This is a genomic window from Streptomyces sp. GbtcB6, assembly GCF_019091475.1.
Taxonomy (GTDB): Bacteria; Actinomycetota; Actinomycetes; order Streptomycetales; family Streptomycetaceae; genus Streptomyces; species Streptomyces hyaluromycini.
This window is the reverse complement of sequence record NZ_JAGXJL010000011.1, coordinates 255383-269839: the sequence shown is the minus strand read 5'-3', so window position 1 is coordinate 269839 and position 14457 is coordinate 255383. Positions and strand designations below refer to the sequence as shown.

At 73.1% G+C, this 14457-nt stretch carries 11 protein-coding genes and 1 pseudogene; 3 read left to right on the top strand and 9 right to left on the bottom strand.

The genetic code is table 11. The annotated features are described in order from the left end of the window. Positions 1-119: 119 nt before the first annotated feature. The 7 genes from KVT45_RS20995 to hrcA all read right to left on the bottom strand — a co-directional run bounded on the left by KVT45_RS20995 (position 120) and on the right by hrcA (position 8910). Positions 120-3344, bottom strand: a complete 3225-nt coding sequence (locus tag KVT45_RS20995; protein ID WP_217549624.1) for a S41 family peptidase — start codon at positions 3342-3344, stop codon at positions 120-122. Positions 3345-3390: 46 nt separating this feature from the next. After that, entirely contained in the window at positions 3391-3972 is a 582-nt protein-coding gene (locus KVT45_RS20990; protein ID WP_217549622.1) for a hypothetical protein, read from the bottom strand. 105 nt (positions 3973-4077) lie between these two features. After that, the gene (locus KVT45_RS20985) at positions 4078-4470 is read right to left on the bottom strand and encodes a VOC family protein (RefSeq protein WP_217549620.1); all 393 of its coding nucleotides are present in this window, start codon (positions 4468-4470) and stop codon (positions 4078-4080) included. Between the two features lie 31 nt (positions 4471-4501). Next, on the bottom strand, positions 4502-5260 hold the full coding sequence (locus KVT45_RS20980) for a 16S rRNA (uracil(1498)-N(3))-methyltransferase (RefSeq protein ID WP_217549618.1): 759 nt from the start codon (positions 5258-5260) through the stop codon (positions 4502-4504). Then, positions 5257-6339, bottom strand: coding sequence for a nitronate monooxygenase (locus KVT45_RS20975; RefSeq protein ID WP_217549616.1), 1083 nt, complete (start codon positions 6337-6339; stop codon positions 5257-5259). The genes KVT45_RS20980 and KVT45_RS20975 overlap by 4 nt, the downstream gene beginning before the upstream one ends. A 417-nt stretch (positions 6340-6756) precedes the next feature. Next, positions 6757-7893 carry a molecular chaperone DnaJ gene (gene dnaJ / locus KVT45_RS20970; protein WP_217549614.1) on the bottom strand — a complete coding sequence of 379 codons (1137 nt, stop codon included), beginning with the start codon at positions 7891-7893 and terminating at the stop codon, positions 6757-6759. Beyond that, the gene (hrcA, locus tag KVT45_RS20965; RefSeq protein ID WP_089106784.1) at positions 7894-8910 is read right to left on the bottom strand and encodes a heat-inducible transcriptional repressor HrcA; all 1017 of its coding nucleotides are present in this window, start codon (positions 8908-8910) and stop codon (positions 7894-7896) included. Positions 8911-9082: 172 nt separating this feature from the next. Here hrcA and KVT45_RS20960 point away from each other — a divergent pair, with 172 nt between their 5' ends. Both KVT45_RS20960 and KVT45_RS20955 read left to right on the top strand, forming a co-directional pair. After that, positions 9083-9808 (top strand): MBL fold metallo-hydrolase, encoded by a 726-nt coding sequence (locus KVT45_RS20960; protein ID WP_217549612.1) that lies wholly within the window; start codon positions 9083-9085, stop codon positions 9806-9808. A 31-nt stretch (positions 9809-9839) separates the two neighbouring features. Continuing rightward, positions 9840-10655 (top strand): DUF3097 domain-containing protein, encoded by an 816-nt coding sequence (locus tag KVT45_RS20955; protein ID WP_217549610.1) that lies wholly within the window; start codon positions 9840-9842, stop codon positions 10653-10655. Between the two features lie 10 nt (positions 10656-10665). Here the strand turns inward: KVT45_RS20955 and hemW are convergent, their stop codons facing one another. Both hemW and KVT45_RS20945 read right to left on the bottom strand, forming a co-directional pair. After that, positions 10666-11898, bottom strand: coding sequence for a radical SAM family heme chaperone HemW (hemW, locus tag KVT45_RS20950; protein WP_217549608.1), 1233 nt, complete (start codon positions 11896-11898; stop codon positions 10666-10668). Between the two features lie 27 nt (positions 11899-11925). Then, positions 11926-13908: a SpoIIE family protein phosphatase gene (locus tag KVT45_RS20945; protein ID WP_217549606.1), complete on the bottom strand. Its 1983-nt coding sequence runs from the start codon at positions 13906-13908 to the stop codon at positions 11926-11928. 102 nt (positions 13909-14010) lie between these two features. Here KVT45_RS20945 and KVT45_RS20940 point away from each other — a divergent pair. Continuing rightward, positions 14011-14358, top strand: a pseudogene (locus KVT45_RS20940) (hypothetical protein); the annotation flags it as partial. Positions 14359-14457 lie beyond the last annotated feature (99 nt).

Sequence of the window (14457 nt, the reverse complement as noted above, 5' to 3'; positions counted from 1 at the left end):
TTCCTTCCTGGGCACCGTGATCGATCTTCCGGGGCATCGTATCGTCGTCGGGTGCGGGTCCGGTGGGGGCTGAGCGCGCCCACGCGGCGGAGCCGCACATCGGAACAGCCCCGCGCCCCTTAGGTGGGCAGAGTGGGCGGAGTCTTCGCGGGCGTCGTCTCCAGCGCCTCCAGGGCTATCCGTACCGCCTCGTCCAGCTGGGGGTCCCTGCCCGCGCCCCAGTCCTGCGGTGTCTGTACGACCTCCACGTCCGGGTCGACGCCGTGGTTCTCCACGCCCCAGCCGTAGCCCTCCAGCCAGAACGCGTACTTCGGCTGGGTGACCAGGGTGTCGTCGACCAGCCGGTAGCGGCTGTCGATGCCGATCACGCCGCCCCAGGTGCGGGTGCCGACCACCGGGCCGATGCCCAGTGCCTTGATCGCCGCGTTCACGATGTCGCCGTCCGAGCCGGAGAACTCGTTCGCGACGACCACGACCGGTCCCCGGGGCGCGTCCCTCGGGTAGCTGAACGGCCGCATGCCGCGCGGCAGGTCCCAGCCGACGATCCGCCGGGCCAGTTTCTCCACCACCAGCTGGGAGGTGTGCCCGCCGCGGTTCTCGCGGACGTCCACGACGATGCCCTCGCGGGCCATCTCCACGCTCAGGTCGCGGTGGATCTGGGCCCAGCCGGGTGCCTGCATGTCGGGGACATGGAGGTAGCCGAGGCGGCCGCCGGACACCTCGTGGACATGGGCCCGGCGGTCGGCCACCCACGCGTGATAGCGGAGCGGCTCCTCGTCGGCGACCGGGACGACCACCGGGTGCCGCAACTCGCCGCCGCCCGCGGGGGACACGGTCAGTTCGATCGCCTTGCCGGCCGTGCCGACGAGCAGCGGGCCGGGGCCGGTCACCGGGTCGACGGGCCGCCCGGCGACGGCCACGATCGCGTCGCCGGGGTGTACCGCGACGCCGGGTGCGGCGAGCGGGGAGCGCGCGCCGGGGTCGGAGGTCTCGGTGGGCAGGATCCGGTCGATGCGCCAACTGCCGTCCGGGTGGCGGGAGATGTCGGCGCCGAGCAGGCCCTGGCGGGCGCCGCGGCCGCGGCCGCCGTTCGGGGTGACGTAGGCGTGCGAGGTGCCGAGTTCGCCCTGGACCTCCCAGAGCAGGTCCACGAGGTCGTCATGGGTGGCGACCTGCTCGACGAGCGGGCGGTAGCGGTCGAGGACGCCGTCCCAGTCGACGCCGCCGAGGTCGGGGCGCCAGAACTGGTCGCGCATGATGCGGCCGGTCTCGTCGAACATCTGCCGCCACTCGGCGGCCGGGTCGACGGTCTGCCGGACCCGGGCCAGGTCGACGGTGATGTTGGTGTCGCTGTCGTCGTCGCCCGAGGCGCGGCGGTCGCTGGGTACGACCTTGAGCTTGTTGTCGGCCCACAGCAGGACGCGTTTGCCGTCGCCGCTGACCTCGAAGTGGTCGGCGTCCGAGGAGAGGTACTCGATGCGCTGCTGGGCGAGGTCGTAGCGCTCCAGCTCGGTCTTGGGCGCCGGGTCCTCGGGGTGGGCGCGGGAGGCGCCGAGCACGCCGCGCACCGGGTGGCGCAGCCAGAGCACGCCGTCCTTGGCGGTGCGGAGCGTGGAGTAGCGGCCGGCCTCGACGGGGAAGGGCACGATCCGGTCGGCGAGGCCCTCCAGGTCGATGCGGGTGGCGGGGGTGCCCTCGGCGTCCGGGGTCTCGTCCTTGTCGGGGGTCTCGAAGGGACGGCCGTGCCGCTGCGGGCCGAACGGCGAGGGGGTGGTGGCGGCGAGGGTGATCAGGTGCGGGCGGTCGCCGACCACGAAGGCCAGGTCGAAGACGTGCTCGTCGTAGACCGGGTCGAAGGAGCGGGTGGAGAGGAAGGCGAGATGTTTGCCGTCGCGGGTGAAGGCGGGGTCGTAGTCCCGGAACCGCAGCGGGGTCGCCTCGGTGACGGTGAGGTCGGTGGTGTGGGCGATGCGGAGCTGGCAGAGCCCGCCGGCGCCGGGGTGGGACCAGGCGAGCCAGCCGGAGTCGGGGGAGAAGGCCAGTCCGGAGACGTCGCCGTCCTCGCTGCGGTCGACCTCGCGGACCTCGCCCGTCTCCCGCTCGACGAGGAGCAGCCGTCCGTCGTGGGCGGCGACGGCGACCCGGCCGCCGTCGGGGGCGACGGCGAGGTCCAGGACCCGGCCGAGCTGTCCGGCGGCGATCCGGCGCGCGGTGGAGCCGGGCGCGAGCCCGGTCGCGGGGGCGAACTCCAGGGCGTCGTCGCCCTCGGCGTCCGTCACCCACACCACCCACTCCTCCGCGTCCGCGCGGAAGGTGACGGGCAGCCGGGCCCGCACCCCGGGCTGTGCGACGAGCGCCCGCGCCGGGCCCGAGCGGTGGGTCACCCAGTGCACGCCGCCGCGCACCAGGACGGCGCTGCCGCGCGCGGTGTGGTCGGGCGAGGCGTGGCTGAACCAGCGGGCCGCGTTGACCGGGTACGGCTGCCGGTCCACGCGGGGGCCGCCGAGCCGGATGTCCAGGCGGCGCGGTTCGGCGCCCTCCAGGTCGTCGAGGAGCCAGAGTTCACCGGCCGAGGCGTAGACGACCCGGGTGCCGTCGCCGGCCGCGTGCCGGGCGTAGAAGCCGTCGAGTGGCGTGTGCCGGCGCAGGTCGGAGCCGTCGGCGAGGGAGGAGTAGAGCGCCCCGGTGCCCTCGTGGTCGGACAGGAACGCGATCCGCTCCCCGGCCCACACCGGGTACTCCAGGTTCCCGTCCAGCTCCGCGTGCAGCCGTACGAACTCGCCGGCGCCCTCCCCGTCGTGGCCGTCCCGGTCTGTCCACAGCTTGCCCGCCGTACCGCCCCGGTACCGCTTCCACCAGGCCGCCTCCCGCCCCATCGGCGCGGACAGCAGCACGGTGTGCGGCCCGAAGGCGACATGGCCGACCGGGCCGTAGGGCAGGACGGTGGACGGGCCGCCGTCGAGCGGGACGGTGTGGGCCCAGCTTCGCCGGAGGCTGGCCTGGCCGTGGGTGGTGACCGCGAGGACCCGGCCGTCGGCGGTCCAGCCGCGTACCTGGGTGCGGGCGCTCCCCCAGTGGGTCAGGCGGGTCGAGGAACCGCCGTCGACGGGGGCGAGGTGGATCTCGGGGGCGCCGTCGCGGGTGGAGGTCCAGGCGACCGTGGTCCCGTCGGGCGAGATGCGCGGCAGCGTCACGGGGACGTTGTCGGCGCTGACCCGCCAGGCCCGGCCGCCGTCCAGGGGCGCGAGCCACACGTCGTCCTCGGCGGTGAAGGCGACCAGATCGCCGTGGACGTGCGGAAATCGGAGGTAGGACCGCGGTCCGTTCGCTGCACCCTGAGTCACTCGCTCAGCCTATGCATCGGGGCGTGTTCCCGGTGGCCGATTTCGATCACTTGCCCTGCACCGGCCAGCACTTGGGGTCGCCCTGGCACCAGACGGTCTTCGTGACGGTCACGGTGGGGCCGGGCTGCTGCCCGTACGTGGGCGGCCGGTAGGTGCTGTACGTCGGCCCGGGTGTCGCATCGCAGTCGCCCAGCCCGTTCACCCGGAACCACTCCTTGCCGCCGACCTCGGCCACGAGGTTCCCGCGCACACAGGCCCCGCTGACGGCCTTGGTGACCCGGCCGGTGACGGTGATGCTCCGGCCGTCCTTGGTCCGGCCCTGGCAGTCGACGGAGACGACGGTGGTCGAGGTGGCCGACGGCGTCTTGGCGCTCTTCGTGCTCCCCGTGCTCCCCGTGCTCTTCGCCGACGAGCCGTAGTTGCCGGTGCAGGTGAGCCAACTGACGTCGACGTGCTGGCGTTTCAGCTCGGCGGTGGCGGTCTGGTCGGTGGTGTAGGCGACCGTCGCCGTGTTCAGATCGCTCGGCTGGCAGGCCACCACACCACCCACGGCGATCACCGCGAGCCCTGTCACGGCCGCCACCCTGGTCCCGCGCGGCCGGCGCCAAATCCGCCTCAATGCCCCCATGGAGGGCAGCCTGCCACCGTGCCGCCGGTGGCGGTAGGGGGCATACGGCCACTCACGTGTTCGGAGGGGTCCCCCGTGCCGGTGCCCGCTTCCCCAGGGGGTTTCTCAGGTGCGCAGCAGCAGCCACTCCTGCAGCTCCACCAGGTTCCCCTCCGGGTCCTTGAGGTGGGCGACCCGCATGCGTTCCGTCATCGGCGCCGGCCCGTGCACGAGGACCGCCCCCCGCGCGACGATCTGCTCGCAGTAGCCGTCGAGGTCGTCGACGCGCAGCACCACCAGCGAACGGTGCCCGGTCGCCGTGTCCCCCAGCTCGCCCAGTATCGCGGCCATCATCGCCCGGTCCTGCAGGGCGATCCCCGCCGACCCGGCGTGCGGGCTGAACTTCTCGTACGGCCCCTCGCTCGCCCCCGACTGCGGCTTCAGCCCGAGCACCTCGGCGTAGAACCGGTAGCAGGCGGCGAAGTCGCTGACCAGGAGCCGTACTTGGGCGAGTTCCACGGCGTGTCCCCCAGGGTGCGGTGCGGTTGGTTCAGGACCACCGGCCGGTGCGGCCCAGCAGCAGGGCCGCGGCCGCCGTTCCGGCGGTCGACGTGCGCATCACGGTGGGCCCCAGGGTGTACGCCTTCGCACCCGCCTCCTCGAACAGCGCCACCTCGTCCCGGGCGACGCCGCCTTCGGGCCCGACGACCAGCACGATCTCGCCCTCGGCGGGCAGCGGTACCCCGGCGAGGGGCTCGCTGCCGTGCTCGAAGTCGGAGTGGAGGACGGCGGCGAGGTCGGCCTTGGCCAGAAGTGCCGCAACCTGCCTGGTCGTCATCGCGTCCGCGACCTCCGGGAACCGCACCCGGCGGGACTGCTTGCCGGCCTCACGGGCGGTGCCCCGCCACTTCGCCAGCGACTTGAGACCCCGCTCGCCCTTCCACTGGGTGATGCAGCGGGCGGCCTGCCAGGGCACGATCGCGTCGACGCCGACCTCGGTCATGGTCTCCACGGCGACCTCGCCCCGGTCCCCCTTGGGAAGTGCCTGCACCACGGTGATCCGGGGCTGCGGCAGGGGCTCCTCCTGGACGCTCTCCAGGTCCATCACCACCAGCCGGTCCTTGCCCTCGGCCGCCCGCACGACGCCCTCCATCCAGCGGCCGCGCCCGTCGGTGAGGATGACGTCCTCGCCGGGCTGAAGCCGCTTCACGGAGACGGCGTGCCGCCCCTCGGGCCCGTCCAGGACGACCTCGCCGCCGGAGAAGTCGGGCACCACGAGCGGGTCGAGCACGAACACCGGAGCGGTCATGCCCGCTCCCCCTCTCCCTTGGTCGACAACGCTGTCGACGCGGCGGCGAGTTCCTCCGCGAGGGTCTCCACCAGCTGCCCGGCGGGCAGCTCGCGGGCCATCCGGTGCCCCTGCCCGGCCCACAGGGCCATGCCCTGCGCGTCTCCGGCCCTGGCGGCGGCCTTGCGCAGCGGGGAGGTGAGGTGGTGGACCTCCGGGTAGGCGGCGGGCGCGTACGGACCGTGCTCGCGCATGAACCGGTTGACCAGGCCGCGGGCGGGCCGCCCGGAGAACGCCCGGGTCAGCGCGGTCCGTGTGAACAGCGGGTCGGTGAGCGCCTGCTTGTGCGGGTCGGCGGCGCCGGACTCCGGGGTGGCCAGGAAGGCCGTACCCAGCTGCGCGGCGCTCGCCCCCGCCGCCAGTACGGCCGCGATCTGGCTGCCGCGCATGATGCCGCCCGCGGCGACGACCGGGATCCCCACGGTCTCCCGCACCTGGGTGACCAGCGACAGCAGCCCGATCCCGGACCCGTCGTTCTCCGGGACGTCCCGGTGGGTGCCCTGGTGTCCCCCGGCCTCCACGCCCTGTGCGATCACCGCGTCCGCCCCGGCCCGCTCGACGGCGAGGGCCTCCTCGGCGGTGGTGGCGGTGACCAGCGTGAACGTCCCGGCGCGCCGCAGGGAGTCCAGTACCTCCCGGGTCGGCACACCGAAGTGGAAGGAGGCCACGGCCACCGGGTTGTCGAGCAGCACGGCCAGCTTGGCCTCGTACCCGTCGTCCCGGCCGCTGTCCGGGTCGCCGAGCTCGGTCTCGTACCAGGCGGCCTCACCGGCCAGCTGATGCGCGTACACCTCCACGGCCCCGGACTCGGCGTACTCCGGCTGCGGCATGAAAAGATTCACGCCGAAGGGGCGACCGGTCAGCCCCCGCAGTTGCTTGATCTCCTGGTACATCCCGTCGGCGGTCTTGTACCCGGCGGCAAGGAATCCCAGCCCGCCCGCCTCGGACACGGCGGCGGCGAGCTGCGGCACGGAGACCCCGCCTGCCATGGGGGCCTGCACGATCGGAAAGGGCAAGAGATCGGTCAGTGCGGAGGACATGACGGCATGTTGTCACGTCCTCCGAACAAGACCGAATCGGGCCGCCTCTTTGGCACATGCCAGAAATTTCCCCGCCCCACAGCCACCTTGACCTGCTGTCCGACCGAGCCGGGGGGCCTCACCTCACAGCCGACCGAGCCCGCGACGACCTCGCCCCTCGGCCGACCGAGCCCGGGGCGACCTCGCCCCTCGGCCGACCGAGTCATGGGGTGGCCTCGCCTCTTCATCAGCCGAGTCGGGCGGTGGCCTCGCCTCTTCATCGACCGAGTCGGAGGGCCTCGCCTCTTCATCGACCGAGTCGGTGGCCTCGCCTCTTCATTGACCGAGCCGGGTGGTGGGTGGGCATAGGTCCCGGGGGTCCAGGGGGCGGAGCCCCCTGGTGGGGTCGAAGGGGCGGAGCCCCTTCACGGTGCCCCGTCAACGCCCGTTGAACGCGTCCTTCAGCCGGCTGAACAGCCCTTGCTGACCCGGCTGGAACTGCCCCGTCGGCCGCTCCTCCCCGCGCAGCTTCGCCAGCTCCCTCAGCAACCGCTCCTGCTCAGGATCGAGCTTGGTCGGCGTCGTCACCTCGACGTGGACGATGAGATCGCCGCGCCCGCCACCGCGCAGATGCGTGACACCCCGCCCGTGCAGCGGAATCGACTGCCCGGACTGCGTACCCGGCCGGATGTCGACCTCCTCCAGCCCGTCCAGCGTCTCCAGCGGCACCTTCGTACCGAGCGACGCCGCCGTCATCGGAATCGTCACCGTGCAGTGCAGATCGTCCCCGCGCCGCTGGAACGTCGAATGCGGCAGCTCGTGGATCTCGACGTACAGGTCACCGGCAGGACCGCCACCCGGCCCGACCTCACCCTCACCGGCGAGCTGGATCCGCGTGCCGTTGTCGACACCGGCCGGGATCTTCACGGTCAGCGTCCGCCGCGACCGCACCCGCCCGTCACCGGCGCACTCGGGGCACGGCGTCGGCACGACGGTCCCGAAGCCCTGGCACTGCGGGCACGGACGCGAGGTCATGACCTGGCCGAGGAAGGACCGCGTCACCTGCGAGACCTCACCACGGCCCCGGCACATGTCACACGTCTGGGCGGAGGTGCCCGGCGCCGCGCCCTCACCGTTACAGGTGTTGCAGACGATCGCCGTGTCGACCTGGATGTCCTTGGTCGTACCGAAGGCCGCCTCGTCCAGCTCGACCTCGATCCGGATCATCGCGTCCTGGCCGCGCCGCGTACGCGACCTCGGCCCGCGCTGGGACGCCGTACCGAAGAACGCGTCCATGATGTCCGAGAAGTTCCCGAACCCGCCGGCCCCGAAGCCGCCCGCACCCGCGCCGCCGCTCTGCGACAGAGGGTCCCCGCCGAGGTCGTAGACCTGCTTCTTCTGCGGGTCGGAGAGCACCTCGTAGGCGGCGTTGATCTCCTTGAACCGCTCCTGGGTCTTCGGATCCGGGTTGACGTCCGGGTGCAGCTCGCGTGCGAGCCGACGGAAGGCCTTCTTGATCTCTTCCTGCGACGCGTCGCGGCGCACGCCGAGAACGGCGTAGTAGTCCGTGGCCACTTACGACTCCGCCAGGATCTGTCCGACGTACCGTGCCACCGCTCGTACCGCTCCCATCGTTCCCGGGTAATCCATGCGGGTCGGTCCGACCACGCCGAGCTTGGCGAGTGCCTCGCCGCCCGAACCGTAGCCGACCGACACCACGGACGTGGAGTTGAGTCCCTCGTAGGCGTTCTCGTGACCGATGCGTACGGTCATGCCCGAATCCCCGGCCTCGCCAAGGAGCTTGAGCAGCACGACGTGCTCCTCCAATGCCTCCAGGACGGGCCGGATCATGAGGGGAAAGTCATGTCCGAAGCGGGTGAGATTGGCGGTACCGCCGATCATCAGCCGCTCCTCGTTCTCCTCGACGAGTGTCTCCAGCAGGGTGGAGAGCACCGCCGAGACCGCGCCGCGGTCCTCGGCCTCGAAGGCTTCCGGCAGATCCTCCACCAGCCGGGGCACGTCCGAGAACCGGCGCCCCGCGACCCGGCTGTTCAGCCGCGCCCGCAGGTCCGCCAGAGACGTTTCCCCGAAGGGTGCCGGGCAGTCGACCATCCGCTGCTCGACCCGCCCGGTGTCGGTGATCAGCACCAGCATCAGCCGGGCCGGCGCGAGCGAGAGCAGTTCCACATGCCGCACGGTCGACCGCGTCAGCGACGGGTACTGCACGACCGCCACCTGCCGCGTCAGCTGTGCCAGCAGCCGGACAGTCCGCGCGACCACATCATCGAGATCGACGGCGCCGTCGAGGAAGTTCTGGATGGCCCGCCGCTCGGGCGCGCTCATCGGTTTGACGCCGGCCAGCTTGTCGACGAACAGCCGGTAGCCCTTGTCGGTGGGAATCCGCCCCGCGCTGGTGTGCGGCTGGGCGATGTACCCCTCGTCCTCCAGGGCGGCCATGTCGTTGCGCACGGTCGCCGGGGAGACGCCGAGGTTGTGCCGTTCGGTCAGCGCCTTCGAACCCACCGGCTCCTCGGTGCCGACGTAGTCCTGGACGATGGCGCGCAATACCTGAAGCCTGCGTTCACTCAGCATCCAGCGCCACACCTCCAGAAAGTCGTCCCCGCGGCCTTTCGGGTCCTTCGGGCCTTTCGTCTGGCACTCTGCGAACGCGAGTGCCAGCATCCCCGGCCCAGTGTACGGCCGTGGGGTACTGACTGGGCAAGGTCGGTCAGGACCCATGGCGTTCTACGGCTAGCGTCGCGGCATGACGGTGACTTGGGAAGAGCTGGGCTGGGAGCGGGTGGCCGAAGGGGTCGGCCGGTGCCGGCTGCCGGGCTGGGACTGCACGGCGGGCCTGGTTCTGGGCGCGGGCACGGCCCTGATGGTGGACGCCGGCTCGAGTCTGGCGGAGGGCGCACGGTTGCGCATGGAGGCGCAGGCGCTGGCCGACCGCCGTGTGACCCATCTCGCGCTCACCCATCCGCATTTCGACCACGTCTTCGGGGCGGCCGCCTTCGCGGGCGCGAACCTGTACGCGGCGGTGGGTACCGAGGGCGTCTTCGCGTACGACCGCGAGGCGCTCCGCCTGGACGCGGTCCGCAACGGCCTCCCCGCCCCCGAGGCCGAGGAGGCGGCCGACGCCCTGCCCCGCCCCCGCCACCTGGTCTCCGGCGAGTGGACCCTCGACCTCGGCGACGGCCGCCAGGCCCTGCTGGCCAACGTGGGGCCCGGCCACACCGCCCACGACCTCGCCGTCCTGGTTCCCGGCGACCCGGAGGTGGTGTTCTGCGGCGACCTGGTGGAGGAGTCCGGCGATCCCCAGGCCGGCCCCGACGCCGTACCGTCCCGCTGGCCCGCGGCCCTGGACCGCCTGCTGTCGCTGGGCGGCGACCGCGCCCTGTACGTACCCGGTCACGGAGCGGTGGTGGACGCGGCGTTCGTACGGGCGCAGCGCGACGCCCTGGCGGCCCGTTTCGGCGTGTCGCGGTGACCGTGGCCGGGCTTCTCCTATCGTCATCCGAATGCGCCAGTACTCCGCCGACCTGACCCCGCCGTGGAAGAAGCCGAAGCCGGTGCCCGAGGTGGCCGCCGAACCCGGTCTGGTGGTGGAGGAGCCCGGCACCGGTTTCTGCGGCGCGGTGATCCGCTGCGAGGCGGGCACGGTCACCCTGGAGGACCGCTTCGGCAAACACCGCGTCTTCCCGCTGGAGCCGCGCGGCTTCCTCCTGGAGGGCCGGGTGGTCACCCTCGTACGCCCCACGTCGGCCGCCCCCGTACGACCCGCCCGCACCGCCTCCGGCTCGGTCGCCGTCCCCGGCGCACGCGCGCGTGTCGCCCGCGCGGGCCGCATCTACGTGGAGGGCCGCCACGACGCGGAGCTGGTCGAGAAGGTCTGGGGCGACGACCTGCGCATCGAGGGCGTGGTGGTGGAGTACCTGGAGGGCGTCGACGACCTCCCCGCCATCGTGGCCGAATTCACCCCCGGCCCCGACGCCCGCCTCGGCGTCCTCGTCGACCACCTGCTCCCCGGCACCAAGGAGTGGCGCATCGCCCAGTCGGTCACCAGCGACCACGCCCTGGTCGTCGGCCACCCGTACATCGACATCTGGGAGGCGGTGAAACCGTCGTCCCTGGGCATCGGCTCCTGGCCCCGCGTCCCGCACGGCCAGGACTGGAAGACGGGCGTGTGCCGGGCCCTCGGCTGGCCCACGGACAACACGGGCGCGGTATGGCAGGCGATCCTCGCGCGCGTGGGCTCCTACAAGGACCTGGAGCCGGAGCTGCTGGGCCGGGTGGAGGAGCTGATCGATTTCGTCACGGGCAGCGGCGGGGCCTGACCCGGGGCGGTCAGTCCACCAGATCCCTGACCACCGCGTCCGCCAGCAACCGCCCCCGCAGCGTCAGCACGGCCCGCCCCTCCTCGTACGGACCGGCCGCCAGCAGGCCCTCCCCCCGTGCCCGCCGCGAAGCCGCCAGCCCCTCCTCCCTCAGCAGATCCAACGGCACCCCCTCCCGCAGCCGCAGCTCCAGCAGGATCCGCTCCACCCGCCGGTCCTCGTCCGTCAGGACCTCACGCCCGGCCCCCGGCGACCGCCCGGACGCCAGCGCCGCCGCGTACGCCCCCGGGTGCTTCACGTTCCACCACCGCACGCCCCCCACGTGCGAGTGCGCCCCGGGCCCCGCGCCCCACCAGTCGGCGCCCCGCCAGTACAGCTCGTTGTGCAGGCAGCGGCCGGCCTCGGAGGTGGCCCAGTTGGACACCTCGTACCAGTCGAAGCCCGCCTCCGCCAGCACCGAGTCGGCGATCAGGTAGCGGTCGGCGTGGACGTCGTCGTCGGTCATCGGGACCTCGCCCCGGCGGATCCGGCGGGCGAGCTGGGTGCCCTCCTCGACGATCAGCGCGTACGCCGACACATGGTCGGGACCGGCCCCGATCGCCGCGTCCAGCGAGGCCCGCCAGTCGTCGTCGGACTCGCCCGGGGTGCCGTAGATCAGGTCCAGGTTCACGTGCTCGAAGCCGGCCGCGCGGGCCTCCGCGACGCACGCCTCCGGGCGTCCGGGGGTGTGCGTCCGGTCGAGCACCCGCAGCACGTGCTGCCGGGCGCTCTGCATGCCGAAGGAGATCCGGTTGAAGCCGCCCTCCCGCAGAGCCGCCAGATACGCGGGGCCGACGGACTCCGGGTTCGCCTCCGTCGTGACCTCCGCGTCGGCCGCGAGCCCGAACTCGTCGCGGATCGCGTGCAGCATCCGTACCAGATCGGCGGCGGCCAGCAGCGTCGGCGTACCGCCGCCCACGAACACCGTGCGCACCTCGCGCGGGTCGTCGCCGAGGACCTTGCGCGCCAGCCTGACCTCGTCGATCAGCGCGTCCGCGTAGTTGTCGCGGGAGGCGAGGACACCGCCGGTGCCGCGCAGCTCGGTCGCCGTGTAGGTGTTGAAGTCGCAGTAGCCGCAGCGGGTCGCGCAGTAGGGGACGTGCAGGTAGAACCCGAGGGGGCGGGCGGCGGCACCGGCGAGCGCGGACGCGGGCAGCGCGCCGTCGTCCGGAACCGGCTCGCCGTCGGGAAGTGCGGAAGGCATGTCCCCCATTGTCCCGCACGGCCGCGGTCACTCCGCCTGGAGCACCAGCAGCGCCAGGTCGTCCTCCGGCTGTCCGCCGCCGAACTCGTGGACGAGCCGTCTGATGCGTTCGGCGATCAGGTCGGCACTCAGCCCCGCGCAGCCGGCGAGCGCCAGCGCGAGCCCGTCGCCGTCGTCGAACTGGCGGCTGCCGGAGCGGCGCTCGGTGACCCCGTCGGTCACGCACAGCAGACTGTCGCCGGGCGCGAGCTCGATGGTCTCGCTGGTGTACGTCTCGTCCTCGACGACCCCGAGCAGGGTCTGCGGGTGGGCGGCGGTACGGACCTCGCCGTCGGGGCCGAGGACCAGCGGCAGCGGGTGCCCCGCGGAGGCGAGGGTGCAGCGGATGCCGCCGCCGTCGAGGGGGGTGAGTTCGCCGTAGAGGAGGGAGAGGAAACGGGTCTGCGGGCCGTCTCCGGGCGGCGTGGGGCGGCCGCCGGCGGCGACCAGGGCGCGGGCGGCGGCGTCGGCTGCCTCGGTGGCGTCGTCGAGGAGGAGCTGGTTGAGCCGGTCGAGGACGTCGGCGACCCGGTACCCCTCGCGGGCGAGGAGCCGCAGCCAGGGCCGGGCGAGGCCGATGACGACGGCGGCCTCGGGGCCCTTGCCCTGGACGTCGCCGACCGCGAAGCACCAGCGGCCGTCGCCGGCCGGGAAGAGGTCGTAGAAGTCGCCGCTGGGGCCGCCCTTGTCACAGGGTTCGTAGACGAGCGCGCTGCGCACGCCCGGGATCTCCGCGACCGCGCCGGGCAGCAGCCCGCGCTGGAGTACGGCACTGATGGTGGCCTGGCGGGCGTACTGGCGGGCCGCGCCGATGGCGAGGGCGACCCGGCGGCCGAAGTCCTCCACCAGGCCGGTGATCTCGTCGGGGATGCCGTCCGGGCCGGAGCGTCCGATGACGAGCGTGCCGAGCGGGCGGCCGCCCGCGACCAGCCGGTAGGCGAGCGCCGAGCCGAGGGCGCCCTGCGGGCCGAGCGCCGCGCCGGGCCAGGGATACGGCTCGGGCCCGGACCGTAAGCCGCTCTGCGCGCACGGCGGGTCCTTCTCCAGGGCGCGGCGCAGTTCCTCGATGCGGTTCTCGCTGCCGTGCCAGACCCGGGCCAGCCGCGGGCCGCCCGCGCCGCCCGCGCCTGCCGGGTCGCCCCAGCCGCCCCCGCGCCCGGTCGCCTCGTCCTCCAGCCACACCGCGCACCAGTCGGCGAGCCGCGGCACGATCAGCTGGCCGGTGAGCGCGGCCACCAGGTTCTCGTCGAGCTGCCCGGCGAGCAGGTCGGAGGCCTCGGCGAGGAAGGACAGCGCGCCCCGGTTGAGCCAGTCCCGGTCGCGTTCGGGGCGGTGGGAGCATGCCACGCTCTCCGTCGCGGCCACGTGCGCGTGCGTGCGCGTGCCCGCGTGCGCGTGCTGAGGTGGCTCGGGGGCGAGGATCTCGGCGACCTTCAGCTGCTGCTCGTCGGGGAGCGTGCCGCCGCGGCCGGTCAGCCGGGCCCACACCGACTTCGCACCGGTGCGGTACGTCACCCCCCAGGACTCGGCGAGCGAGGCGACCAGACGCAGCCCGCGCCCGAACTCCGGTGTCTCGTAGGGCGTCTCGCCCGGATGGTCGCGGGGCGCCCGGGAGGGATGGCGGTCGGTGACCTCGACGACGAACGCCGTCTCCTCCCGCTTCTCCAGCCACCAGTCGACCTCGACGTCCGTGCCGGCGTGCACGACGGCGTTGGTGACGAGTTCGCTGACGACGACCATGGCGTCCTCGGCGATCCGCTGCTGCTCCGGGCAGAGGAGTCCGCAGTCGGTCCACTCGTCGAGGGAGGCGCGCACCAGGGCGCGGGCGGAACCGGGCGCGAGGGGGCTCCCGGGCAGGGTCGCGTGCCTCTGCGCACGCGGGCCCGCGGTGTCGTGCGCGGGCGCCGCGTCGTGCGCAGGCTCCTCACGGACCCGGGAGACGGTCTCCCGTTGCGTGGGTATGGCCCCCATGTCCAGCTCCCCGAGCAGTTCGGACGAATACATCCCGATCGATGCGGACAGAGTGACAGACTGACTGCGCCCATAAGCACCGAGTTACCGAAGTGGGCCGCCATGAGTGAGAACAGTGCTACGCGCGTGCTCGAAGACGGACAGAAACCGGAACAACTCCGAGCATCCGAACCGCGCCCTCTGCTCGCCGCGATGGCCGCCGCCCGCGACGGCGACCTCTGCAAGGTCCCGGAGACCGGGATCGCGGGGACCGCCGGGGAGGGGATCGTCGCCGGACTCATCGCGGTCTTCGACCAGATCATGGACCGCGGCATTCACTTCAACACCGAAGTACGGCGCGTGAAGCGGGAGCTGGTGCACCACGGCCGCCTGGACGTGCGGCTGTCGGCAAGCCCCGGCCAGAGCGCCCGGACGTCCCCCTTCAACGACGTCAACCAGGTCCTCGACGCCGGGCGATACCGGGCGACCGGGAGAAGTCCATCGCACGCGGCGCCAACGACTACGTTCCCGAGCCGGTGGACGCCGACCGGCTGCTCACCGTCGTCTGCG